Below are 25,958 nucleotides of genomic sequence, written 5' to 3'. Positions count from 1 at the left end.
TCTTTCCCTACATTTGCAGTCCAATTTTGAAACCATCGGAGTTATGGCAGATCTCATTAAACTCGTAGAACAAGAATTCGCAAAGGTTCGTGAAACCCAGCCAGCATTTAAGCCAGGCGATACCGTGAACGTTCACGTGAAGATCAAAGAAGGTAATAAAGAGCGTGTCCAGCAATTTCAAGGCACTGTAATCCAGCGCAAAGGCGGTGGAACGAATGGTGAGTCATTCACTGTCCGGAAGGTGTCTAACGGAGTTGGCGTTGAGCGTATCTTCCCTGTGGTGTCTCCTACGATCGATAAGATCGAAGTGTTAAAGTCAGGTAGCGTAAGAAGAGCGAAGCTCTATTACCTGAAAGGCAAGCAAGGTAAGGCTGCCCGTATCAAGGAGAAGATCTAAGCATAGAAAGCATTTTCATAGGAAGCCATTGGCCACCAGGCCGATGGCTTTTTTGTTTGGTATCGGTTTCGTTCGAAGTCACATCTCAGGTTACATGCCCTATTCACCTGTTTATGGCTAATCACCTGCATGAAAGCCTTGCAAGCGCCAGGCCTGTTTCTGCCTGATTGTCATGGATGACGCTCCTGTTGAAACCGAAAAATTAGCGAGTTGACTTAGAAAAAATCTCTGCCTTCAAAGTCGTCTTCATTTGGAAAAATGCTCGTTCCGACAAACTGTATACGATTGCAATGGCACGGCACGGACGAAATATTCTGTAGTTAGCATAAAATCAAATAATTAATAACTTTGTCCCCTCGCACAAAAAACCAATTATGGCACGAAACATCGCAGAGCTTCTTGGTAAAGAGGCTGACTATCTGCTGAAGCACAAAAGCAAAACCATCTCGAAGGATCAACTTCACCTGCCTTCATCCGATTTCGTAGACAAGATCTTTATCAACAGCAATCGCAGCCCTCAGGTGTTGAGAAACCTGCAGCTGTTATTCGGAACAGGACGTCTCGCTAACACGGGCTTCCTTTCAATCCTTCCGATCGACCAAGGCATTGAACATAGTGCCGGTGCATCGTTTGCCAAGAACCCAATTTACTTTGACGCCGAAAACATTGTAAAGCTTGCTCTCGAAGGAGGTTGCAACGCAGTGGCTACTACATTTGGTGCTCTTGCCATTGTATCACGTAAGTATGCGCACAAGATTCCTTTCATCGTAAAGATCAACCACAACGAGTTGCTCACTTATCCTAACAAGGCTGATGAGATCATGTTCGGTTCAGTACGCGATGCATGGAATCTCGGAGCAGCAGCAGTTGGTGCTACTATCTACTTTGGTTCAGACAATTCAACACGCCAGATCCAGGAAGTGTCGGCAGCGTTCGAAGAAGCACGCAAGCTCGGCATGGCAACTATCCTCTGGTGCTATACCCGTAACAACGCATTCAAGAAAGATGGCGTTGATTATCACACATCTGCCGATCTTACCGGTCAGGCTAACCACCTCGGTGTAACTATCCAGGCGGACATCATCAAGCAAAAGCTTGCTACTAACAACGGTGGCTACAAAGCCCTCAACACTGGTGGCAGCAGCTACGGTAAGCTTGATGAGCGAATTTACAGCGAACTAACTACTGATCACCCTATCGATCTTTGCCGTTACCAGGTTGCTAACTGCTTCATGGGACGTGCAGGGTTGATCAGCTCAGGTGGCGAATCCAAAGGAGACAGCGATCTGGCGGATGCAGTACGTACAGCCGTCATCAACAAGCGCGCTGGTGGTATGGGCCTCATTTCGGGTCGTAAGGCATTCCAGCGTCCGATGAAAGAAGGTGTAGAGATCCTGCAATCAATTCAGGACGTATACCTGGATAATGCAATTGACGTAGCGTAATTATAGTCCTGAGTACTTAGTCCTTAGTCCTGAGTGGTTCGTAGTATTTATAATTGAGTTTTACTCCTGACTATAAATACTAATAACCAAACTCAGGACTAAGGACTCAGGACTAAATACTAAATACTGTTTCACACATGTCATGGTTCAAACGCAGTGACAAGGGAATTTTGACTCCAACCGAGTCGAAGCGTGAAGTTCCCGACGGACTTTGGTTCAAATCTCCATCCGGTAAGATCGTTCATACGCGCGAGTTGAAGAACAACGCGTATGTCGTGCCCGAAGAGAACTACCACGTACGCATCGGCTCTGAAGAATACTTTGAAGTATTGTTCGACGACAACAAGTTCACCGAGCTTGATGTCAACATGGAGTCAGCAGATCCATTGAAGTTCAAAGACACAAAGCCATATCCAAAGCGTATAAAAGAGACCCAGGAGAAATCCGGATTGAAGGACGCTGTACGCACTGCGTATGGTAAAATAAATGGTCTCGACATCACGATCGCCTGCATGGACTTCAGCTTCATCGGAGGCTCTATGGGTTCCGTTGTAGGTGAAAAGATTGCCCGTGCCATGGACCACAGTCTCAAGAATAAGAAACCTTTTCTGATGATCTCGAGATCAGGTGGTGCGCGTATGATGGAAGCTGGCCTCTCGCTGATGCAGATGGCTAAGACCAGTGCACGGATCGCGCAGCTGGATCAGGCAGGCATTCCTTATGTCTCATTGTTAACTGATCCTACGACCGGCGGCGTTACTGCTTCTTATGCTATGCTTGGTGATTTTAATATAGCGGAGCCTGGTGCGTTGATTGGATTTGCAGGTCCCCGCGTTATCCGCGAAACGATCGGCAAAGACCTTCCCAAAGGTTTTCAAAGTGCCGAGTTTGTACTGGATCACGGCTTCCTCGACTTTATCGTCGATCGCCGGAACCTCAAATCGCGGCTTTCCACACTGCTGAAAATGCTTCAGTAAGCGAGTTCGAAATTGTCATTGCACCAGTTCGATTACGGACGCGAACGCGCTTTTCCGGACACTCTTCTTTCTTTATTTGGCTGAGAATCCCGTCATACTCAGATATTTAACGGTTATCGCCTATGGCACGAGGATTGGATTTGCTCGATCGGCGAGCGATTTCATTCTTGGGCATTGGGTTGTGCGGATGGATTTCGTTTCTTGATTCAGGCCTGTGCCGTTGGAAAGCCGCCATCCTCATAAAGCCTGGCCCATGATCAAGAACTACCTGAAAATCGCCCTTCGTAGCCTTCTCAAGCAACGTGCCTACACGATCATTAACGTCCTCGGACTTTCGGTCGGTATCGCCAGTTGCCTTCTCATTACCCTTTTTGTACTCGACGAATTTTCCTTCGATCGATTCCATGCAAAGGCAGATAGAATCTATAAAGTCTGGCTCGAGCGAAAATATCCAAACCACATTACCAACTATGCGATCATCCCCCATTCTTATGCTGACGCGATCGCGCGTGACTTCCCTGAAGTTGAAGCAACGGTAAGGCTGGCCGGCCCAAACGAAACCCAGGTCAGCTATATAGATGAACGCCAGGAGAGAAAACAGTTTGAAGAAGAGTTTGTCCTCGCCGCGGATTCAAACTTCTTCGATGTATTCTCGCTTCAATTGCTGAAAGGTGATTCGAAGAAAGTTCTGAAGACAATATCTGATCTTGTTATTACCGAACAAACAGCGAAGCGTTACTTCGGCGACGCCGATCCAGTCGGAAAGTCAATGACTCTCTTTGGCAGAGAATTTCGCGTGACCGGCATCTGTGAAAATGTGCCGAACAATTCGCACATGAAGTTCGACTTCCTTACAAAGTTTGACGCCAATATCTTCGCGCCCGGAGAACGTGAAAACTTTATAACCTTCTCTGCACACACCTATGTACTAATGAAACCAGGTACTGATGTTCGTGCCCTCGAAGCAAAGTTTCCAAAAATGGTCGACACTTATGCCTCGGCGCAAATTGAACGGGACCTTGGCAAGTCATGGGAGGAATACAAAAGAGAAGGCAATGGATATCGATATAGTCTTCAGGGGTTAGCGGATATCCATCTGGATCCTACAAACATCGAAGGCAAGCTGACACCCGGAGGGAACCTCAACTATGTTTACTTCCTGATTTTCGTAGCGGTGTTAATACTGACGATTGCCTGTATCAATTTTATGAATCTGGCGACCGCGAAATCTGCCGAACGCGCGCGTGAAGTTGGTGTTCGTAAGACAATGGGCTCAATGAAAGGTCAGCTGGTCTGGCAGTTCCTTGTAGAGTCTGTATTACTTGCATTGCTATCAACCTTTATTGCAGTTGGTCTCGCGCAGCTTGCATTACCTTCATTTAATGAACTCGCCGGCAAACATCTTTCAATAGGATACACTCCATTGCTGTTCGGAGTATTGATTGGCGTGGCCGCAGTCGTTGGATTTATGGCTGGTAGCTATCCGGCATTCGCTTTGTCTTCGATCCATCCCATACTTGTGTTGAAAGGGAAATTCACTTCAAGTGCAAAAGGCGCATGGTTAAGAAATGGATTGGTGGTATTTCAGTTCTTCATCTCGATCGTGCTCATCGTCGGCACGCTTGTGGTTGTTCGTCAAATGAACTTCATGCAATCCAAGTCACTTGGCTATGACAAAGAACAGGTGATTGTTGTGATGCGTGCATTTACACTTAACAACAAATTACAAACTTATGTTGATGAAACTGAGCGTTTGAAAGGAGTACGGAAAGTGGGAACCAGCTTTTCATTGTTGGGTCGCGCAGACGAGTTCTTCGGAGCACAGTATAAGCCGGAGGGCTCAACCGAGATCCTCACAACGAAAACGACAGCTATAGACGATAATTTTGCAGAGGCAATTGGATTTGAGTTCATAGCGGGGCATGGTTACTCCGTTGCTACCGACGATTCTCTTTCCATTGTCCTTAACGAATCGGCTGTACGTACAATGGACATTTCAGATCCAATCGGCAAGAAGCTGATTGCATTACAGCGAACTCCTAACGGCAATGTCGAAGTAACATATACAATCATCGGGGTTATCAAAGACTTTAACTTCCAGACGCTTCATGATCCTATCACACCGCTGGCTATTCAAAGCAATGAAAGCTTCGGTGGAGGAGCTGGCCACGTTTATGTGCGTGTTGAACCCGGTGATCATCAAAGGATAATTCAGGACCTTGAGGCGAACTGGAAACAGCTTGCTCCTGAGCAGACATTCCGATACACTTATCTCGACCAGGATCTGAAGGCACACTACGACGCGGAACGCAGGGCAGGACAAGTGTTCGCCATCTTTGCATCGCTGGCTATCATCATTGCCTGCGTCGGACTCTTTGGCCTCTCCGCTTACACCGCCAGCCTAAGAACAAAGGAGATCGGTGTGAGAAAGGTCCTTGGAGCCACCGTTGGAAGTGTTGTGTTATTGCTCTCCGTCGAATTCTCGAAACTCATTGTTGTTGCATTAGTACTGGCAATTCCCGCTTCCTGGTATGTAATGGATCAGTGGCTTAGCGGCTTCGCTTATAGAGTCGACGTTGGCGTGACGGTATTCGTGGTAGCTGGACTTGCCGCGTTGGCTATCTCCTGGATCACCGTAAGCTATCAATCCATAAAGGCCGCCATGGTAAATCCGGTAAAGTCGTTGCGCAGCGAATAGCGCCCGTTCACCAACGCCCGGGATACAGCATCTAACGGTTGCCCTACCCCATCAAGTTAAAAGACTCGGCGTCGTCGAGACGAAAATGTCTTACGTGGATGGCTCTTTTAAAAAAATGTTATAACTATTTTTTTGATTGTCAGTTCGTCGCTTCGAACACGATTACTCCTGTTCATTCAATCGTTGTAGCTGCATGTTACACCTCTCACTAAGATTCATGTGTTGATAGTCGTGAGTGTTTAAACTCACTTTTTGGTGTGTCTTATTCTCTATAGATTAGTCACCTAACCTAAACCCACACACATGAAGAGATCTCTACTTTTCCTGTTAGGAATGGTATGCGCATTATGCTCTTACGCTCAAGACCGGAACCTGACAGGTAAAATCGTTGATGAGGCCGAAGTCGGCCTTCCTGGAGTAAACGTTATTCTTAAAGGAACAACCGTCGGAACTGTATCTGACTCCGACGGTTCGTTCTCACTTGCAGTACCGCAGACCGGCGGCACGCTGGTATTCTCATTTATTGGTCTTGCAACTCAGGAAGTAGTCATTGGTGAAAGCAATACGCTTTCAATTAAGATGATGTCCGATGTTCGGCAACTGAGTGAAGTCGTAGTGACAGGTGTCGGTGTAGCCACCGACAAACGCAAGATTGCCATCTCTGTTTCGTCTGTCTCATCAAGTGAACTTCCTCAGGCGCCAACCGCGTCTGTCGACCAGGCACTTGTTGGAAAAGTAGCCGGCGCACAGATCTCCAGCACAAGCGGTACGCCTGGCGCGCCCGTTAACATTCTGTTACGAGGCATTAACACCATTAACAAAGGAACCAATCCGATGATCCTTATAGATGGTGTTCAGATGAGTGCTACTGCACTGAATACTATTGATCTAAGTACTATCGATCGGGTTGAAGTAGTACAGGGAGCTGCAGCAGCAACGATATATGGAGCGCAGGGTGCAAATGGAGTAATCCAGCTTTTTACTAAGCGAGGTAAAGCTGGCCGCTTAAGCGTTGACATCTCGTCAAGTGTTGCCAGAAATGAGTACCTGAACATTGGTAATGTACATAAGGCAGACAAGCATGCGTTTGTCACAAACTCCGACAATGTTGTTATAGGTGCATCAGGTAACCCGTTAACCGTAGACCCGGCGACGGGAGCCTACTCTGAAAATGTTCAGTACTTTTCACTGGACCCGACCGTCACCAACAGCAAGGAGTATGATCAGAATCTTCAGTATCATGATCACCTGTCGCTCTTTTTTCGCCCAGCCAACACGATCAACAACAGTGTATCGGTATCCGGGGGAAGCGAAAAGATGGACTTTGCTATCTCAGCTTCCAACAGCCATCAGGAAAGCAACGTGATTAACAATGGCTACTGGGACCGCAGCAATTTTACAGCGAATGTCGGAACTACTCTGGCAAAAGGACTTTCATTTCGCTCCATTACCAACGTTGCCTTTACAAAAAGCACGCTAAAGACCCGCGATCGTGACATCATCTATCAGATGATGAACGCTTATCCCTTCGCAGACTTCGAAGCGACTACGACCGATGGTTCTATCCCATACTACCTCAATCAGACGATCGGTATCAACTCACGTAATCCTCTGTTTCGTCAGCAGTATACGGATAACAACGACAAGAAGATCGATATTATTCAAAGCTTCAACCTCAACTACAAATTTCCAAAGTTTGTTGAACTTGACGCTAAGTACGGTCTGAACTATCAGGTTCAGGAGCGTCGCCTTGAATACATGAACCAGTCTAAGAACCAGAACGTGCGTTACTGGGCAAGCCAAAACAGCCAGCAGTTCATTTCAAACTACAATACCGCGAACACTGGTGATATCACAAAGTACAATAACTCAATCACGTTCCAGAACTTCCTTGCGAGCTCAACTTTTACCTTCGACTTCAAGGATGATTTCAACATGGAGTTGCCATTGAAGTCCTCGACGCAGGTAATGTTTGATTTCAGAAAGAACGTAATCCGCGAGTTTACAACTGCAGCCATCGGACTCCCTGCTACATACGAGCCTTATAATGCAGCGAACACAAGCTCGTGGCGCGTGTACCGCGACTATGAAGAGCCATTCGTTACGTATGGTTACCTGGTGAATCAGCGTTTCGACTATGACGACTTCGCCGGAGTATCGGGCGGTTTTCGCAGCGACTACTCGTCGGCATTCGGACAAGGCTCCAAGCCTTTCATCTTCGGCCGTGGGGATGCCTACTTGCGTCTCTCGGCACTGGGCTTCTGGGAGAACAGCAGCATCTCGGAGGCGATTCCGGAATTCAAACTCCGCGCGGCGTATGGCCAGGCCGGTATACAGCCCAAACCCTTCGACAGATATATCACCGTCAACCCGACAACGGTTGGAACTAGCCCTGCGTTCTTCTACACCCATCAGCAAAGCAACTCGGCATTACAGGTGGAAGTGTCGTCAGAGTTTGAAGCCGGCATCGATATGGTAGTGAGTCTTCTGAAAAACACACCGTGGCTGAACGACATCGCGATAAGCCCGACTTACTGGGACAGAAGAACGGACAATTCGATCTTTAACGTGGATGTTGCTCCTTCAGTAGGTCTTGGAACAGTAAAAGACAACGCCTTCGGCATCGGCTCGCATGGATTCCAGGTTTCTTTAAACTCAACAGTTTACAGTGGATCCAATTTCACCTGGAACACAACTGTAAATTACGGCAGCCAGACATCCAAGATTTTGTCTGTAGTTGGCAATCAACCGATCCTCATGACAGCGGCGGCGGGCAGCACGAATTATATCCTTCAGCCAGGCCTGAAGATTGGTCAGTTGTATGGTAACAAGATGCTGCATGCAGTTGATGCGGTAGATGAAAACGGAAACTATTTCATCCCTGAGGCGCAGCAAGCCAACTATGCAGTGGCTAGTAACGGGTACGTTGTAAATAAGACAACGAAGCAACCCTATCTCACTGCTCAGAAGTATAGCTTCGGCGATCCCAATCCGAAGTTCAACATGTCATTCATCAATGAATTCAACTACAAGAGTTTCCTCTCCATTGGATTTCAGTTCGACTGGGTATACAAGAGCCATTTGTATAATCAGACAAAAGGATGGATGTTCCGTGACGGTATCAGCTCTGACTACACGAAAACATTTTCAATCGAGGGTGAAGAGCCTCAGGCGTGGACAGCTTTCTATCGTGGACTTTATGCTGCACGCATAGCCAACGGAACAAAGGACTACTTCTATGAAGATGCAACATTTCTCCGCCTTCGTAACGTATCTGTAGGTCTCGATCTGGCCAAGATGTTTACAATGCCAGTTTTCAAAAAGCTTCAGCTTGTGTTGTCAGGACGCAACCTTTGGACGCTCACAGACTACACTGGTTTCGATCCTGAAATCAGCTCTGATACTTCTGCTGAAGGTAGCTCAGCATGGGATCGTGGTACTGACCACAACACAATGCCCAACTTCAAGTCTTATCAGGTTACACTCAACATTGGCCTTTAATCAAAGAACATTATGAACATCATTCATAAATTAAGAACGCTGGGATTTACTCTGCTCCTTTCGGCAGCCGCTCTCTCCTGCTCCGAGCAATTGGATGTGGAGAATCCCAATCAGCCATCACCTGATGCTATTAAGACTGAAACAGGTCTCATCTCTTTTGGCCTTGGCATCTACAAGTCTGGATTTCTCGGTGGCACCAACCTGGGTATTAAATATTACGACGGTGTTCCAGGTCACTTCTGGTCTGGTGCAATTGGTAATCACGAGCTTATGGCCGATGTTATTGGAACAGATATCGCCAACATCTTCATTAATCAGATCGGCTGTCCCGATAAAGTTACGTTTGACAATGGTACGACTCTGTTAAATCCTAACTCGCCAAACAAGCAGGTCGATTTCATTCGTATCACTTCAAACCTCAACTCGACGGCTGGACAAAACTCATTGTACTTCGAATGGGCATATATGTACAGTCTGAACAACGCCTGCAACACCATTCTTGCTACTGTAGATGAAGTTGAATTTACCGGCGATGCAGAGACAAAGAAGAACGTCCTGAAGGCATGGGCACGCTGGTGGAAAGGTTTTGCATACTCCCGAATCGGTTCCATGTACTATGCGGGCTTAATTGTGGATGAACCGAATGGCGAGGTGATCAATGGAACAAACGGTAACTACGTCGCCAAAGAAGCCGTGATCGCAGAAGCAAATCGCAACCTTGATGAAGCAGCTTCAATTCTCGGATCATTGACGCAAAACGCGGACTACAATTCGACCTTAACAGGTTTGATTCCAAGCTTCAACCTTGTCGGAAAAGGCGGACTTCTGACTCCAGCTATGTGGATCAGAACAATCAACACATTAAAGGCAAGGAACATTCTTGTAAACTCTCGTCTTGTTGCTATGACCGCTACACAGTGGGACCAAATCCTGGCACTCACCTCCGAAGGTGTAACAAGCTCAGACTTTGTCTTTACCGGCAGATCGAACACGACTGCAGACTTCCTCGATCCTACAACAGGAACGGTATCGCTTAAAGCAACCGGACCAAACAATACCTACAAGATCACGGAACGCCTCGTACAGGATTTCAAAGGTGGAGAGCTTACAGCAGACCTCAGGTTCAAAAACAATGTTAAGCTAAGAGTAAATGCACAGGGTGGTGTAACGCCATATATCGGTGAAGTATCACGCGGCAACAGTTTCTTTACCCGCTGGGAGTTGATCAACCGGGCGACAACTCCAGGCCTCGCCAGTGTAATTCAGTGGTCTAACCAAAGTGCCGGTGGTTACGAATTGTTCATGGCATCTTCTTACGAAGAGAATGCTCTTATGCGCGCCGAGGCACTCATATTCAAAGGGTCGGTAGACGAAGGGCTTACATTGATTGATCAGGTTCGCACAGCGCAGGGCGCAGGTCTTGCAGCTGTCTCCGGAACTGGCCTTACGCAAGAACAGGCCATTGCAGAACTTAAGAGTGAACGCCGTATAGGATTGGTATTCCGTGCACTCTCTTACTATGATGCACGTCGATGGGGCATTCTTGATCCTCTTGCTTCCGGCGGTGGGAGAACCGGAGCCGTTGCTCTGGATAGAACGGGTACCGTATTCAGAAATACAACAATTGAATACAACTTCCTTGACTATTGGGATGTTCCGGACAACGAGCTTGCTTACAACCCTCCGGCTGAGGGAAGCGCTCCGACGACAAATCCGAGATAGTAACAGATTGTCTTTAGAAAAAGAGGCTGCATCAGGCAGCCTCTTTTTATTTGTGATAGGGTTTGAAATTTCAGAACCAGTGGTTTTTGCCAGGGTTTTAATTTCACGGCTGAGTCATTCTGTTAACTGCGTGTACCCTAAACACCAGCCCTCGCCGACTTCTTCGAAGTGCTATATTCCTTCACTGTATCAATAAAACATCTCACCTTATCCACTTCAGTATCCGGATACAAACCATGACCGAGATTGGCAATATGCTTACTGGTTCCAAATCCGTCGACCAGTTTGCGCGCCTCAGCTTTCACATCAGAAAGTGTTCCGTATAATGCACATGGGTCAAGATTGCCCTGTAATACTTTTGATGGCATAAGAGCACGTGATTCTGCTATGCCCATGTTCCAGTCGAGCCCAACGACCTGGCAATTGAGTTTCTCCAGTTCAGTGCGCGCAAAGAATGCGCCCTTGGGAAACACAATCTTGGGTACCTCCTCTATGGCGTCGCAGATCTTCTTAATGTACTTCAGTGAGAACTCGTTGTATTGTTCGGGACCAAGCACGCCTGCCCATGAATCAAAGATCTGTATGATATCCGCGCCCGCTTTGATTTGCCCTTTCAAATAATTGATCGTGCTTTCGGTAATCATGTCGAGCAACCGGTGTGAGAATTCCGGTTGGAGATACAGCATCTTCTTCGCGGCACTGAACGTCTTGCTTCCCTTTCCTTCTGTCATGTAAGAAAAAATCGTCCAGGGAGCACCGGCGAAGCCAATCAATGGAACTCTTCCATTCAGTTCACGACGCGTAAGCTTGATGGCCTGGTAAACGTAGTCCAGCTCTTCCGCTGCAGATACATGTAATGTGTTAAGGTCTGCAATGCTTTGGATACGTTGTGGAAAAACGGGACCCTTATTCTCTTCCATGAGATAGTTGCAGCCCATGGCTTCGGGGATGACCAGTATGTCGGAGAAGATAATAGCTGCATCGACCTGGAGTATGTCGACGGGTTGAATAGTAACTTCTGCAGCCAGCTCCGGAGTTTTGACCATTACTTTGAAGTCTTTCGCTTTTTCACGAACGACGCGATACTCAGGCAACACGCGTCCTGCCTGACGCATGAGCCACACTGGCGTCCGATCGGTGGGAACTCCTTTCGCTGCTTTCAAAAGTAGGTCATTACTCAAAGTCATCTTCTTAACTATTTGTTTTGTTATCTCTGTATAATTCCGCCTGCATCCTTGAACTTGCTCCGATGAGTATATTAGATTTCAACAAGCGTATGCCACATAATCGATGCCCGTGTGAATTTCTATTCATCCATCAGTGCTCACGTGTCATGAGGTTAATCAATGCACATGAGTCATATTGATGATACATCCTACCACTTCAGTTCTTCTAATCTCCACAGCCTTACCCGACAACAAACCCTCAATCGCATCCTTAAGGTAGTTCTCAGTTGGCGATTGCCGGTGTTTCCCCAATGAGTAGTACCAGTTATCAATGGCACCCTGATATTGCACTACGTTGTCATTGTCAAGCAGCACAACTTCAGGCGTTGAATGAACATTGTAGCTCTTAATCATCGACATATTTTTGTCTGAGGCGAGGTCAAATTTTACCTCGTACTCGTCTTTGAATTCTTTAATTTCGTCAGCCCGGCCTGTATCCGGCACAAACCCCATAAATGTCACCCTATCCTTATAACGGACAGTCATTTCATTCAATACACCCACGTAATCCTGACTGATGGGACAATCTGTTCCCAGAAATACGTAAACCCGCAATGCCTGTTTGTCCCTCCGTTGCGGGACTGTTTCATGCGCAAACGCGAGGCAAAAACCAGCCAAAAATTGAGCACAAATAAATATATTTAGCATGATTCTGCTCCCTCCTCAACGGTGTTGCATGGGGGCCGAAAGTTAAGAAAGGTAGGCTCAGCTCGACAATGTTTGGAGGTAAAAAGAAGGTTTCGCATTTGCCACGAGTCATTGCCGTGATTCTTTTATCTATTGGCAGTAAGTCTGTGTCCCTCGCGCAGACTAGCAGGGTGACCTTCTATGAGCACATCGAACCTATAATTGCTAAGAATTGCACGCCGTGCCACAGGCCTGGACAGGCCGGGCCATTCAGCCTGATAACTTTCGAGGACGTTTCGAACAAGGGTGACTTCATTGCCCGCGTTACGAAGGATCGTTACATGCCGCCGTGGAAAGCTGACCTTGGCTTTCAGCAATACCGGAATGCGCGTAGCCTGACCGATACTGAGATCAACTTAATTCAATCCTGGGTTAGCGGCGGAATGCCAAAGGGCAAAGCTCCGAAAAAGCGAAAAGACCATTACGAAGAAGCGCCGTTCGACAGTCCCGATCTGAGCCTGAAAATTGCAGAGCCCTATCGCATACCGGCAACAGGAACGGACGACTTTCGCTTTTTTAATGTACAATCCAAATTGGGCAGTGATAAGTATATACGAAAGATAGAGTTCCTTCCCGGAAACAAACGACTTGTTCATCACAGCCGACTGATGACGGACACCACTCATAAGGTACGCGACATCCATGGACTTTCTGCAAATGATCCAAAGGTGAACCAATTTGAAAAATATCCACCTGTTGACAAGTTCCTTTACGGTTGGGTGCCCGGTAATTTCGCCATTGAATTCCCCAAAGGAACAGGCAAGAAGCTGTATAAAGATTCGGATATTATTGTAAACATTCACTACTCACCAAACCGGCGCGAAAATCAGGAAGACCAGTCGACCGTGAACTTTTACTTCACCGAAGAGGATTCGCTACGCGAGGTCTATTCGCTCGCTATCGCAGAACAAAACATAACGAATGGACCATTTGTAATTCCAGCCGACGAATCAAAAACTTTCTATTCCAAGTTTGGTCCGATCCCTATTGACATTTCGGCCGTTGCTGTATTGCCTCACATGCACTTTCTCGGAAAAACTTTCAGAGCATTTGCCGTCACCCCCGAGGGAGATGCAATTTTTCTGATCAAGATCGACAACTGGGATTTCAACTGGCAGGAGACCTATCAATTCAGCAAGCTTCAAAAGATACCACGCGGATCAAGTATTTTTGTTGAAGCTACATTTGACAATACGATGCAAAACCCCGCCAATCCAACGCGGCCGCCCAAGACGGTAACCTATGGATGGGAAACGGCGAGCGAAATGCTCGATATGATTTTGTTCTATATTGTTTATAAACCGGGCGACGAAAACATTGACCCGTACTCGGCAAACCACAATTGAAATCACCCTTGCTTTTCCTGAGAACTGACTTGCTGCTTGTTGATTAAGGACTAAAAGGCCACCGGATTGTTCACATCTGTGATACTATTTACATCTGCGATGGAGGCCGTGACAGGATCTCCTTCATCAATTGTTCTTGTGGTATTCTGCGTTCAAGTTCGCCTTGTTCTGCGTCATGAATAACCTCCTCGTACCGTTCCTCCGCAGCATGTTTGAAATCCGCAAGTTCAGCCGCTGTAAAGGGAGCCTGAGGAACGTTTGGCCAGAAAATGTTTTCATATCCGAGTTCGTTAAGCACCGGCCCGGCTATACGCTCAAACACGACCAACTGTTCTTCCGAAAATTCACGCCTGAATTTATCATGGTTGCCGGACATAATGGGCTTTACCACATTCTTCCACATCTGACCGGACGAAGCTGTATTTAAAGATTCGGCCGAATGATAGTATTCGAACACTTCATCCGAATAGGGAACATTCAGCGCGCGGCATATACGATGCATTTCAGAACGGGGATCATGAATAAGCGTTTCGTAACGAACCTGAATCACTCTGGAGGGGCCCAATTTCTCTTTCACTTTAAGTGAGGCCGTCTGCTCCTCAGCCCATTTCTTTGCGAGGTGATATACGTGCTTGGGTCCAACGATTGCTTTTAAGAATGAAAGCGCTACATCACGTCCATCCCGATATATGTGAATGTAGTATGGTTCGATGCCCTCCTGTTCCAGCTGCTCAACGTAATTCACACTCTCCATGCTTTTACAACACCAGTATTTCGCGTTGTCATGAACTGCCTTTACTTCATAAATACATCGAAACAACTCTATCAGGGAGCGTCGCCTGCATTGACTTACGATCTTGTGCGCATGAAAGGTAACGCCTTCCCATGGTACCGGATTCGCGTTAACCCATGCGCAAACATCCAGGGCGAGCTGCAGAAAGTTCTGTGCTTCATCAAGGTTGCCGTAACGGGGGAGTATTGGAAAAAATGTCTTCAGGATATGTGGTGGATGAGGAGCCGAGATTTCTGGTAGTTGATTCAGCATCAACCGCAGGAGATTCGAACCAGAGCGCTGTGTCCCGATAAACTGAATGGCTCTAAGAATATTTTTGTTTTCCATCGTGTGACATCAATATAACAGATATCCGGCGAGAGCACCTCCAATGATCAGCAGCACGTTGGAAGTATTGAAGCGAAACACCAGGAAGAAGGATAGCGCCGTGAGTGTAATAGTTACCAACGCATAGGTATTCTCAATATGAGTGATGACGATGGAAACGCCTGAATACAGGATCATGCCAACCACACATGGCTTGATACCCATGAGCGCGGATTGAACGAACCGATTCTGCTTCAGCACGTCGAAAATGACGGACAACATCAACATAAGAATTGCCGATGGCGCGAATATCGCCAGGGTAGCCACGACCGCACCGGTGAAGCCCGCCAGCTTGAACCCGAAGAAGGTAGCGCTAATGAGAATGGGGCCAGGAGTAACCTGTCCAATGGAAATTCCATAAATGAATTCCTGGTCCGTAATCCAACCCAACTGATCAACCAGCACGCTTTTCATGATGGGTATCATTACATATCCTCCGCCGAATAGGGACAGGCTCACGGTCGAAAACTGTCTGAAGATATCGCCCAACAAGGTGCCGGACGATAACCAACTGACGGCCACCAGCACGGCGGTGAATGCGCATAGCCACATCACAACCGGTTTCCATTCGCGCGACTGACGCAACGGGACGTCCACATGCGTTCTGAATATTACGATACCAGCTACAGCCGACAGTACCAACACCATGACAATCGACCAGTACGACTTGAACAGAAATACAACGACAAAGCTTATTGCGGCAATCGCATAATGCTTCCAGTTGGTGCAGATCTTTTGTCCCATGGATGTCCCTGTAGAGAAAATGATTCCCGCCACAACCGGAAAAATCCCTTTCAGAATGTCATCAATTTGTACGGCATCACCGGCGTACAGGTAGAAATAGGTCAAACTCAGTACCAACACAAAAGATGGAAGCAGCACCGAAAGCATGCTCAGCAAAGCTCCTGGAAGTCCCGCTATGTTGAATCCAACGTATGTCACGACGTTAACGGCGGCGGGACCAGGCAACATCGAGGCAAGCGAAATGCCCTCTGTAATCAGGTCATCGTTAACTGTCTTGTCGCGTACAACCATCTTGTTGCGCACCATTGCAATGAGCGACATATATCCACCGAACGACGTCGAACCGATCAGTAAAAAGGTCTTGAACAGATAAAAATACCGGTGAAAGGTCGACTTGTATTCCAAACTCAGTCAATGATCTGATTTTCTATTAAGCGAAATCGATAAACTCTGGCGTTACTTTCCTGTGGTCCGTTTGGATGTAAACGGATCATCAAGATAGTATGCGCGGTATGAAGGATTGCTCAGATCCACACGCCACAGCACCTCGGCAGAGTCGTTAACTACTGTAATTATCCCATTCTTTTTGGTGGTACACACCAGATACTTGCCTGGTTCAATCGAAACAGCACTGCACATTTTCTCGGCAGACAGCTCGCGGGGAAGTACGACCTTTGTTTTTAATACAGCTTCCTTCTTCTGCTCATCTATCACAAACGAAAGTACTCTGGATTCGGGCCTGATCTTTCGATCGCCGTTATCAAACAGCATCAGCTCGCCCTGATCGTTAAAGCAGACCGCGTGCTGACGGAGGAAGAATCCTTCTTTAGCGAGTTTGAGATCTCCCCCATCGCCAAGAGTCCACATGATGGATCCATCCGAAGCATTGATCTTCCACACCTGTGAAAAATCCCTGAATGAAACAACGTAGTTGCCATCCGACGCAATAGCGAGGCTGTTAGCATGGCCAAGCGAATGAGTGAGGTCAAGTTTTCGGTTGGGATGGTCGTGGGGATCATATACATTCAGAATGTTCCACTCTGATACCTTCTTCCCTTTTGTTGTTATTACTACGATGCCATCGCCACGAATGAATTGTTCGTTACCATAACCAAACTTCCGAAGGTCCATTTTTACAGAATCATGTGTCAGAGCTACTATATCCCCTTTAGCATCAAATGCGGCATCGTGGTGAAGCATGTTTGGAATGTTATAGTCTTTCAGGTCCATGTCAAAGACCGCGTCGCCATAAAGGTCGTACTCAACTATTCGCGCAGTATCAACCTCCGATAGAACAGTATTCCTGGATGTCCAGTTAAAAGGCCGGCGCACGACAGAATCGTACATGTGATACCAGACAATATCCCCCGCATTGTTGAGCATCACATCGACACCCTGAGGAGAAAGGCGGCGTACAAGAACGTATCCGTTAAACTGTGTTGTGTCGATTAACTGTTTCCTGATCTGTGTTACTCCGGCTGGAAGCTGTGATGTTGAAAACGTGAGAGTATTGGTTACGCGTTCCGGGTTCGACGTATGTATCGTGTAGTCGTATGTTGTTGATGGAGTTACTCCAACAAGTATGATCCGGTGATGTTTGCCTGTTGATTGGCCGGACCGTTGCAGCCGATCGGTATGATCTCTTGGCCAGTATTCCACATAGGCCTCTGTGTCTTCTGATGTCGAGAATTCCAGCGTTGGCAACAACACATTGTTATTATGGAAGCTGATCTTCGGATCGAGGCTTTGCCGAATGCATCCGGTAAACAACAGAATGAAGGTGGTTGCTAAAACGTTGATCCGGTTCATGAAGAGTTCTTGATTGATATGTCACCTCGGGCCAGGCCTCAAAGAAACTAAATCGCAGGGATAGTTCGTAGTTAGAGTTATTGCAAGTTGCAAATCGCTGACGCTATGAATGTAGAATCGTGTTCAAAAGGCAATCCTCGTTAAAATTTGATTGTTCTTAAAAACAATAGAGGCTGCCTCGATTAAGAGACAGCCTCCGTATTGGTTTGGCAATTGGTGATCTGTATTATTCGTTCTCCTTACACAAGTTCAATGTAAGTGTGCCAGCAGCCTGAGAAGGACCACCTTTTGCAATCGTATTGCCTTTTGCCGATACGATAGTAAAGCTTGCTTCTTCGTCATAGTCACCAGACACATATTCGAACGTGAGTGTCTCCGTGCCGTCAGGAACGGTAACTGTTTCTTTGCCCTCGCCTCCGTCATCCAGGGTGTAGTCTGTGCCGACTCCGTCTACTACCACTTTAATGGCAGCTCCGTTCCAGCCATCGCCATAGGAGTCTACAAAATTAATGGTCCAGTCACCTGCGGGTTTCTTGATGGTCTGAGAGCAAACTGCTGCCCAGTTAACTGAACAGTTGGCCCCGGGAAATTCTGTACAAACGGAAACGCCCCATTTATCGAACACGCGGCCATCCGCTGTTGTGAATACCCACTTCAACTGAAAAGCATCTCCGTCGACGAACTTAAAGTCGCCCGTGGTACGGTCAGGACGATCAGGATTATTCCAAACAGGAACCTGGTTGCCATCTTCTTTGTAGTCATACGTATCATCCTTATAAAGCGCATAAACATCGTTTTGCGAGATGGTAAACGTTGTTACTGCTTTGTCCTTAGGGACTGTTGATCCTTCCATCGAACTATACAATTTGCCCTGGTCGCCACCGTGCTTCGCTGTCTTTGGATTACCAGATGGATCGGTGTAAGCCTCATTAAAGGCAATGTACAGGTCGATTTTTGTTACTTCATTTTTGTGATCTATCGAATTCCATAACAGGTCGATTGTAAGGTCAACAGATGGATCACCTTTGATGAAGTTTACGTCTGCGGTGGTCGCTGCGAACTCGCCAAGACCATGCACGCCGGATTCCCATTCAGGAACGATTACCCGGTCTTCATCCTTACAGGAGGAAACGCAGGATAGCGCGGCGATAAGTGTTAGTGCTGAGTATTGATATATCTTTCTCATGGTTTCTCGACTTTAGAACTGATAGTGAAGCACGTCCCAGAACAACGCATTTTCAGGCGCATCATAATTCAGGACCGGCGTATTTGGATTCAGGTTCACCTCACTTTGTCCATACGGAATTCGAAGTGCAAACTGTCGTGGGATCTGAAGTGGTTCCTGCAGATCGCCAGGGAATCCGGTACGACGGAAGGCGGTATATATTTCAAATCCGTTTCCATAGTTTGCAAACCATGCTTGCTTCAATACAAACTGCAGCTTATTTCCAGTAAATGCTGTGTAATCGGATACTACGTCCTCGATATAATCTTCGGGCAGCGTATATTCGATTGGCCAATCGTATATTTCGCCCCACTTTGCCAATTCCGGGGATGCATCGGGATCTGCGGCCGATCCAAGAGAGATCACCCGCGCGAATTGATCTGTCAGCGCGCTCTTTAAAAGATCTTCGTTACTTTGGCCAGCATCTGCACCAGTAACAGTTAATTGAGCCTCGATCAGGTAAAACTTCACCATCCATGAGGTGATCATCGGGAAAATACCGTCGCCAGAGCCCTGGTTGTTACCACCAGCCTCTGCCTCATCGTCGAATAAGCCGCCAGCTGGATATGCACCTACAGTAGTACGGATAGCGTTATCGTTGGGTACTCCTGATGGATCGGCTCTATCCCTTCCAAAGAAGCCTGCTAGGTAATCCTTCTCATCAGCTGACAGGTCACCGACAGGCTTTTGAAACACCAGGTTGGATACATAGTTGCTAATGGGGAAGTATCCATATACGCAATCATCGCGCTGCGAACAGGGAGCTGTTTGCTTCTGCGCAGGATCTTCCAGGTTAAGAACCTTGTCCGTTTGTCTCTTAAAGTAGAATGGCGTACGTGGATCGCGGTTAGCAAGCATTTCAGCCATGAACTTAGATCCGAAGTAAGTATAAGCTGCCTCGCCACCAGCGTATCCGTCCTGGTATGCCGGGTGACGGTTATCAGGGTTTTGCGTTTTCGCAAAACGGAAAAGGAAATCGTCGGCAGGACTCGTGATGAAAATTGGTTTTGCTTTATGGGCAGCAATCAATGCCACAAGTTGGTCCTTTGCTCCTATGTCATTAGCTCCGGTTGCAAGTCTTGATTGCACCAGCAATTTCAACTTGAGGCTGTTTGCGGCCTTGATCCAGCGCGTAACGTTTCCGTTGTAGATCAGGTCGCCTCCAATTGCAGCGGAACTTGTTGCGCTAAGATTGGCAATCGCCTCATCCAAAGTGGCGAGAAGATTTGCGTATATATCCTTGCTTTTATCGAACACTGGTGTCTTAACACCCTGATCACCCTGGAATGCTTCAGAATATGGAACATCACCCCAGAGGTCAACCATAAGTGTAAAATAGTAACACTTCATTACTTGTGCTGCACCAAGCTGCTTGGGAACATTTCCCGCTTCTTTTGCGGCAACGATGATACGATCAAGGTCGGTTAGTGGATTTTCATACAAATAATTCCACTGTGTGTTCCAGGTGCTGTACGTCATGTTATGATCATCACTTGAAGTAGTGAGACTCATAAAACCCATGGCCGAGTCATTCAAATCTGCAGCGAAGGTCGATGACGCATTCAAAATAGCATTCGAGAACAACAAGTTCAGGGAAGCCTGCGACGGGTTATTCGGATCGGTATTAACATCCAGATCAAAGATGTCGCACGACGATACCGAGAACACCATCAATATCGAGAGAAAGAGGACTACTCCTTTATTTCTAAACTTTTTCATGTTGCTAATCAATTAGAAGGTTAGCGTTAAGTTCACACCGTAGCGACGCACGGTTGGCGCCGATCCGTATTCAAAGCCCTGCACGTTAGAGTCAGCTGATTCTCCAAGCACTTCCGGGTCGAGGTTTAAGCCATCGAGTACGTTGGGTGCTTTGAACCAAAGATTTCTTCCGGAGACGGAAATCTGCGCTGAACCAAAAGGCGTCTTAGAAAGGATCGATTTTGGAATTGCATAGCCGAGACTGATCTCGCGAAGACGTATTACTGTTCCGTCGTAGATATTCACCTGATCTGAACCATAAGCGCCCCAGCCGTTTGTGAAGTGAGAGTCGAAGGCAGTAATAGGAATTGTGTTCCTTATAGGTTGATTCGACTCATCCAGTATTGGCTGACCAGTCTGAACATCGCCAAGAACACCAGGTACAACCCGTAGCGCCTCTCGGTCTACGGAGTTGGCTAATTGTCCTCTCAGAAGTAATGATGCTCCTGTGAATGAATAGAATTCGCCACCCTGTCTCCAGTCAACCAGAGCGCGAAGCGTAAGGCCTTTGAACGTAAAGGTATTTGTGAGGCCGAGGGTGAAATCTGGATTAGGATTTCCGACAATCTGTGACTCAGGGCCAAGGAACGGAAGTCCGGTGTTTGGATCGATCAAAAGTGTTCCGTCTTCTGCAGTAACATATTTGCTCCCATAAATCTGTCCATAAGGATAGCCGTTACGGTGAATCGTGGCCAGCGTTCCGCTAGGACCACCGACGATGATCTCGCCGGAAGGCCCGGCATCAACAATTTCAGAGCGGATGCGGGTGTATGCCGCGAATATATTCCATTTGAATCCATTGTTCATGCTGACTGGTGTTACATCAAGTCCAATCTCCCATCCCTTATTGGTGAGTTCACCTATGTTAACCACCTCGCGGCTAAAACCACTGGTGCGGGCCACATCAGCAAATGCAATTTGGCTTGTTGAAACTCGCGTGAAGTAGGTGAGATCGAGTCCGATTCGGTTTTGAAGGAATCGCGCTTCGACACCACCTTCATATTCCGTTGTGAATTCGGGCTTCAAATTCTTGTTGCCTAAAGTCGCGGAGAGTGTTGCCATGTTCCAAACACCATTGGTGTTTGTAAATGGAGTTGTAATGTTGTAAACAGAATTTACAAGGTACGGGCTAGCATCGTTACCAACTTTTGTTGCCGATATACGTGCTTTCAGGAAAGATATCGCCGTAGGTAGTTCAAACATGTCACTGAACACCGCTGACAAACTTACGCCGGGATAGAAGTAGCTATTATTTCCCTTAGGAAGTGTTGAAGACCAGTCATTCCGACCAACCAGGTTAAGGAACAGATAGTCCTTATAAGAAAAGCGGATGTCACCATATACGCCATACAGTCTTCTGAGACGGCGGTAGTCATAATCCACGATTTGAGTTGAGGTCGCATCTGTGAGGTTCAGCCCGGACGAGATTATACCCGTACCTGTAACTTTGCGCCTGCTGAGGTCGCGCTGGTTAGCGTTGATACCGACAATAGCAGTAAGGTTAAAGTTTTCAGCCAGGTTCTTATCAACAGTCGCAAGGAAGTTATAGTCCTGCTCAGTGTTGGTAATATCCTCAGTGTATACCTGGCCAAGCGGAATGGTCGAGCCCCCCGCACGAACAATATTGCGGCGGTTTTCACTGTAAGTGTTGATACCTCCTTTGAACAACAGATTTAACCATGAGGTGACATCGTAACCAACTGTCATGTTACCATATACGCGGTTCACTTTGCTGTTGTACAGGTTATACTTGGCAATCCAGAGTGGGTTATCAAGTGCTCTGTAGAAGATGTTGTTGCCGTTTACAGGGTTTTCGAATGGAAGTCCGTTGAGGTCAAAGTTCCGTGGCAGGTAGAAGAGACGAGAATAGATTGAGGTCGCACCGATGAAGCTACCATTTTGTGAGAAGTAGTCATTGAATGCACTACCACCGGACTGAGGCGATTGCTGGTTTGTGTTAACGTAATTAACGGTTCCTGAAATGCTCAGCCCGTTCACAAGCTCACCATTGCCCCCGAAGCTTAGCGTTGTCCTATCTGCTTCCGAGTTAGGAACGATCCCTTCCTGATCCATTCTCGAAAAGCCGGCATTAATATTTGCGCGCTCTCCTCCGGATGAAATCTGTATTGCATTCTCCCAAAGTTTGCCCTGCTTAAAGAATCCGCCGATGATGTCGTGTGGTTCAATTTTGTAAGGTGCAGGTACGCTGACGGTCTTTCCGTCGTCAGTGCGCGTGTATTGCTGAACAAATTCAGGAAATAGGCCAGATTGGCCGAGTTGCACGTTTCTGATTTCGATAGGGTTTGGTGCATAGCCTTCAGGATACGGCACACCATCCGGATACGCACCGTAAGTTTTAGTGTAATTAGTGCCGTACTGCGCATTGATGGCATCTACGTGGTCAGGAAAGGGAGCACCCCAGTTACCAATAAATGTTCCGTTGTACACCTGGTTTGAACCTTGTGTGTAAACGTCCTGATAGTCCGGGATACCAGAAAGTTCCTCGAAGTTCAATGAACCATTATAGGTCACTTCAAGTCCTTTACGGGAATTCTTTTTTCCTGCCTTTGTAGTAACGACCACAACACCATTGGTTGCCCGCGATCCGTACAATGCAGAAGCTGCTGCTCCCTTTAATACAGATATACTTTCAATGTTGTTTGGATCAAGGTCAAATGCGCGGTTGGAATAAACGGTGTTTGAACCTGAATTCGTGGTAGAACCGGTTGGATCTGTACTATTAGTAGAGTTGTCGAAGGGGATACCGTCTACGATAAACAGCGGCTGGGTATTGCCGGTGAACGAGGACATACCCCGGATGTTGATCTTGGTTGACTGACCCGGTGCGCCACCACCACCGGTGATGTTCACGCCTGGCATCTTACCAGAAAGTGCTCTCAGTGGATCGGGCTCAGAGCGCTGGGCGAGATTTTCTGATCCCACGGTCGCGACAGAGTAGCCGAGCGACTTCTTTTCGCGCTCCATACCCAGAGAGGTCACGACAACTTCAGTGAGCTGCTTAACATCCTGCTGAAGCTGGACATCAACAACGCTGCGCTGCCCTACCGTTACTTCCTGGGTAGTTAGGCCGATAAATGAAAATACGAGGATTGGATCTGTGCCTGATACAGACACGGAGTACTTACCGTCGGAATCGGTGACTGTTCCATTAGTAGTACCCTTGAGAACGACGTTGACGCCAGGTAGGTTAGTTCCGTCTTCGACGGATGACACCTTCCCTGACACGACTCGATCTTGCGCCCATGCACTGAGCGCAAAGACCAACGCACTACACGCCAGTAGAAGTTTCTTCATAGGTTTAGGTTAGGTTAATTGGTACCCTAAAATAGGGGAGTAATCGACAAAAAGAAATACCACATAATGAGCTACCCATGTTCAAAAAGCCCCGGTTGAACTGAAATCACGTTAATTATCAGTGGAAACGGGTTTTTTCTTTACCCCAGGATCATTCAAAAAAAATTTTCAGCACCATCATAAAAACACAACATAAGTTTAAACATGCTTCTTGCCATTCATCCAAAAATGCCCAAAAAAAAAGCGGCACGATAAGTAGCCGCTTTCTTAAAAGAGTCATTAAAATGTTCTACTGACCGTCAGGATTTTTTACGGGACTGCTATCTGCAGATGGCGGATTGTAGACCAGCTCATTGTCAGGAACATCCCAGTAATCGACGAAGTTATAGTTAATAGTTGCGTTGAAGTTCACCTTACCGGTCGCATCAACCACAACAGCACCTGTGCGACCACCGCCGTCGCTGATATCCCGAATGACGCCCCATCGCCGTGCATCATAAAAGGACAGGCCCCGGAAAGCCATCACAATACGACGCTCAGTACGAAGCTCTTCCTTTGCCTGGGCGAGCGAAAGTCCTGTTCCTGTTACGGCAGCTAGACCTGCACCCTGCAGAGTTCTTATCTCATCGATAATAGCCAGACCACCTTCGATGTCACCCGTATTTATTTTGGCTTCAGCATTCATCAACTGATTCTCTTCATGTGTACTTGCCAGATAGAGCTCATACTCGCCTACTTCACGACTACTCATCACAATGGTTCCTTCAATACCGTCGCCACCATTCAAAAGCTCCCAACGCGTGTTAAAAGAATTGCCACGTGAAGACTCTCCACGCCATGGTGCCGCCAGCTGATTAAAGTTATTCTCAAGCCTCTTATCTCCAGGCTTAAACTCCTGAATCAACCTTTCGCTGATTTTATAAGTGATCCCGCTGCCCGGATTTCCTGTTGACTTAGGTGCTATTGCGCCAGAGGTCGCTGATATGAAATCGCCATTGCTGTTGGCCCTGCCTGTGAACACCATGTCGTCTTCCTGCAAACCAGAGTTGGTAAGTGAGATAATTTCGTTCCACTGGGCAGGAGTCATCACAGCGACAGTTGTATTAACGAGAAGATTTCGTGCCTTCATTGTGTTGATGCTCCTGGTCCACATTTCAGGACTCGGAACGCCACCCTTTCCGGCCTGGTTAAAGCTTGGAATCAGTAGCCCAAGAGTTGACCGGTAGGCATCGTTGTCAGTCGTGCTTGCCAGCAGTGCAGCAGCTGCATCAAAGTTTGCGTTTGACTCGGCAATAATCTCCTCCTTGGTCACGAAATCACTGTTGGAAGCATTTGATTCGTTGTTGATGATTCCGGCATAATAAGTTGACCCGATACGGGAATAGGCATAGCCCTTCCAAAAGTGTGCCCACGCTTCAATTACCTTTTTCTTGGTTTCGGCATCGCCAGTAAAATCTACATCTTCGATTGTTGTCAACACAGTGTTGCAGCCATTATTCATGGCGTACATGTATGCCCATTCATAAAAAAGTGTATTCTGGCCGGCATTGGCATTCACGTTTACAAGCTTCAGCAAACTTCGCTGCGTATTCGGTGCGTTTGGATTTAGTACCTTGGAATTGTTGTCGAGAGTAACATATTCCGGGCAGCCTATCTGGTTGCCATAGATGTTCGCGGCCTCTTCGCCGATAACGTCTCCCATCAATTCATGGAAACCCATAGCACCCGTCCAATAATAACCGGGTACACCATCGTAATATTTCAATTCCTTGAATCCATTGACATAGACTGAACCCTGCGCAAGGGAAATGATTCCATTCTCCGTGGCCGCTGTGGCAGGCCCAGGTTGGTTAGGGTTTTCAATATCAAGATCGTCCTTGCAGGCAAAAGTTGTCACTGCAAGAAATGCTATCAGCGTATAGGCTAGTTTATTCTTATTCATCATAGTC

The 25,958-nt window shown here is 47.1% G+C and carries 16 protein-coding genes; 7 read left to right on the top strand and 9 right to left on the bottom strand.

Annotated features, from left to right (window positions below; genetic code table 11):
* The first annotated feature begins 43 nt into the window (after nucleotides 1-43).
* The 6 genes from rplS (at nucleotide 44) to WBG78_RS23595 (ending at nucleotide 10,740) form a co-directional block, all read left to right on the top strand.
* Nucleotides 44-397, top strand: a complete 354-nt coding sequence (gene rplS, locus WBG78_RS23620) for a 50S ribosomal protein L19 (RefSeq protein WP_337328975.1) — start codon at nucleotides 44-46, stop codon at nucleotides 395-397.
* Nucleotides 398-771: 374 nt separating this feature from the next.
* Nucleotides 772-1,842: a class I fructose-bisphosphate aldolase gene (locus WBG78_RS23615; RefSeq protein WP_337328974.1), complete on the top strand. Its 1,071-nt coding sequence runs from the start codon at nucleotides 772-774 to the stop codon at nucleotides 1,840-1,842.
* Nucleotides 1,843-1,979: 137 nt separating this feature from the next.
* Nucleotides 1,980-2,819 carry an acetyl-CoA carboxylase, carboxyltransferase subunit beta gene (gene accD, locus WBG78_RS23610; RefSeq protein WP_337328973.1) on the top strand — a complete coding sequence of 280 codons (840 nt, stop codon included), beginning with the start codon at nucleotides 1,980-1,982 and terminating at the stop codon, nucleotides 2,817-2,819.
* A gap of 253 nt (nucleotides 2,820-3,072) precedes the next feature.
* On the top strand, nucleotides 3,073-5,517 hold the full coding sequence (locus tag WBG78_RS23605) for an ABC transporter permease (RefSeq protein ID WP_337328972.1): 2,445 nt from the start codon (nucleotides 3,073-3,075) through the stop codon (nucleotides 5,515-5,517).
* Between the two features lie 303 nt (nucleotides 5,518-5,820).
* A complete protein-coding gene (locus WBG78_RS23600) occupies nucleotides 5,821-9,018 on the top strand; it encodes a SusC/RagA family TonB-linked outer membrane protein (protein ID WP_337328971.1) in 3,198 nt (1,065 codons plus the stop codon).
* A 12-nt stretch (nucleotides 9,019-9,030) separates the two neighbouring features.
* Entirely contained in the window at nucleotides 9,031-10,740 is a 1,710-nt protein-coding gene (locus WBG78_RS23595; RefSeq protein ID WP_337328970.1) for a RagB/SusD family nutrient uptake outer membrane protein, read from the top strand.
* A gap of 137 nt (nucleotides 10,741-10,877) precedes the next feature.
* Here the strand turns inward: WBG78_RS23595 and hemE are convergent, their stop codons facing one another.
* Nucleotides 10,878-11,927, bottom strand: coding sequence for a uroporphyrinogen decarboxylase (gene hemE / locus WBG78_RS23590; protein WP_337328969.1), 1,050 nt, complete (start codon nucleotides 11,925-11,927; stop codon nucleotides 10,878-10,880).
* A 156-nt stretch (nucleotides 11,928-12,083) separates the two neighbouring features.
* Entirely contained in the window at nucleotides 12,084-12,614 is a 531-nt protein-coding gene (locus WBG78_RS23585) for a redoxin domain-containing protein (RefSeq protein WP_337328968.1), read from the bottom strand.
* Nucleotides 12,615-12,682: 68 nt separating this feature from the next.
* On the opposite strand from WBG78_RS23585, the gene WBG78_RS23580 reads away from it, so the two are divergent.
* Nucleotides 12,683-13,999, top strand: a complete 1,317-nt coding sequence (locus tag WBG78_RS23580; RefSeq protein WP_337328967.1) for a c-type cytochrome — start codon at nucleotides 12,683-12,685, stop codon at nucleotides 13,997-13,999.
* Nucleotides 14,000-14,087: 88 nt separating this feature from the next.
* Here WBG78_RS23580 and WBG78_RS23575 read toward each other — a convergent pair whose 3' ends face one another.
* The 7 genes from WBG78_RS23575 to WBG78_RS23545 all read right to left on the bottom strand — a co-directional run bounded on the left by WBG78_RS23575 (nucleotide 14,088) and on the right by WBG78_RS23545 (nucleotide 25,954).
* Nucleotides 14,088-15,119 (bottom strand): sulfotransferase family protein, encoded by a 1,032-nt coding sequence (locus WBG78_RS23575; protein WP_337328966.1) that lies wholly within the window; start codon nucleotides 15,117-15,119, stop codon nucleotides 14,088-14,090.
* Between the two features lie 9 nt (nucleotides 15,120-15,128).
* Complete coding sequence (gene chrA, locus WBG78_RS23570) at nucleotides 15,129-16,307, bottom strand: chromate efflux transporter (protein WP_337328965.1); 1,179 nt, start codon at nucleotides 16,305-16,307, stop codon at nucleotides 15,129-15,131.
* Between the two features lie 51 nt (nucleotides 16,308-16,358).
* The gene (locus WBG78_RS23565) at nucleotides 16,359-17,711 is read right to left on the bottom strand and encodes an aryl-sulfate sulfotransferase (protein WP_337328964.1); all 1,353 of its coding nucleotides are present in this window, start codon (nucleotides 17,709-17,711) and stop codon (nucleotides 16,359-16,361) included.
* Nucleotides 17,712-17,937: 226 nt separating this feature from the next.
* On the bottom strand, nucleotides 17,938-18,897 hold the full coding sequence (locus WBG78_RS23560) for a hypothetical protein (protein WP_337328963.1): 960 nt from the start codon (nucleotides 18,895-18,897) through the stop codon (nucleotides 17,938-17,940).
* Between the two features lie 12 nt (nucleotides 18,898-18,909).
* The gene (locus tag WBG78_RS23555; RefSeq protein WP_337328962.1) at nucleotides 18,910-20,655 is read right to left on the bottom strand and encodes a SusD/RagB family nutrient-binding outer membrane lipoprotein; all 1,746 of its coding nucleotides are present in this window, start codon (nucleotides 20,653-20,655) and stop codon (nucleotides 18,910-18,912) included.
* Between the two features lie 12 nt (nucleotides 20,656-20,667).
* Nucleotides 20,668-24,009, bottom strand: coding sequence for a SusC/RagA family TonB-linked outer membrane protein (locus tag WBG78_RS23550; protein ID WP_337328961.1), 3,342 nt, complete (start codon nucleotides 24,007-24,009; stop codon nucleotides 20,668-20,670).
* A gap of 289 nt (nucleotides 24,010-24,298) precedes the next feature.
* On the bottom strand, nucleotides 24,299-25,954 hold the full coding sequence (locus WBG78_RS23545; RefSeq protein WP_337328960.1) for a RagB/SusD family nutrient uptake outer membrane protein: 1,656 nt from the start codon (nucleotides 25,952-25,954) through the stop codon (nucleotides 24,299-24,301).
* Between the last annotated feature and the right edge of the window lie 4 nt (nucleotides 25,955-25,958).

Origin of the sequence: Chryseolinea sp. T2 (genome assembly GCF_037203685.1) — a bacterium.
In the GTDB taxonomy this organism is placed as follows: Bacteria; Bacteroidota; Bacteroidia; order Cytophagales; family Cyclobacteriaceae; genus Chryseolinea.
Note: the sequence above shows the minus strand (reverse complement) of the source record. Positions and strands in the feature narration are given on the sequence as shown.

Coding starts and splice junctions, on each gene's coding strand:
- rplS (WP_337328975.1), top strand. CDS start 44: ATGGCAGATCTCATTAAACTCGTAGAACAAGAATTCGCAAAGGTTCGT.
- WBG78_RS23615 (WP_337328974.1), top strand. CDS start 772: ATGGCACGAAACATCGCAGAGCTTCTTGGTAAAGAGGCTGACTATCTG.
- accD (WP_337328973.1), top strand. CDS start 1,980: ATGTCATGGTTCAAACGCAGTGACAAGGGAATTTTGACTCCAACCGAG.
- WBG78_RS23605 (WP_337328972.1), top strand. CDS start 3,073: ATGATCAAGAACTACCTGAAAATCGCCCTTCGTAGCCTTCTCAAGCAA.
- WBG78_RS23600 (WP_337328971.1), top strand. CDS start 5,821: ATGAAGAGATCTCTACTTTTCCTGTTAGGAATGGTATGCGCATTATGC.
- WBG78_RS23595 (WP_337328970.1), top strand. CDS start 9,031: ATGAACATCATTCATAAATTAAGAACGCTGGGATTTACTCTGCTCCTT.
- hemE (WP_337328969.1), bottom strand. CDS start 11,927: ATGACTTTGAGTAATGACCTACTTTTGAAAGCAGCGAAAGGAGTTCCC.
- WBG78_RS23585 (WP_337328968.1), bottom strand. CDS start 12,614: ATGCTAAATATATTTATTTGTGCTCAATTTTTGGCTGGTTTTTGCCTC.
- WBG78_RS23580 (WP_337328967.1), top strand. CDS start 12,683: ATGTTTGGAGGTAAAAAGAAGGTTTCGCATTTGCCACGAGTCATTGCC.
- WBG78_RS23575 (WP_337328966.1), bottom strand. CDS start 15,119: ATGGAAAACAAAAATATTCTTAGAGCCATTCAGTTTATCGGGACACAG.
- WBG78_RS23565 (WP_337328964.1), bottom strand. CDS start 17,711: ATGAACCGGATCAACGTTTTAGCAACCACCTTCATTCTGTTGTTTACC.
- WBG78_RS23560 (WP_337328963.1), bottom strand. CDS start 18,897: ATGAGAAAGATATATCAATACTCAGCACTAACACTTATCGCCGCGCTA.
- WBG78_RS23555 (WP_337328962.1), bottom strand. CDS start 20,655: ATGAAAAAGTTTAGAAATAAAGGAGTAGTCCTCTTTCTCTCGATATTG.
- WBG78_RS23550 (WP_337328961.1), bottom strand. CDS start 24,009: ATGAAGAAACTTCTACTGGCGTGTAGTGCGTTGGTCTTTGCGCTCAGT.
- WBG78_RS23545 (WP_337328960.1), bottom strand. CDS start 25,954: ATGATGAATAAGAATAAACTAGCCTATACGCTGATAGCATTTCTTGCA.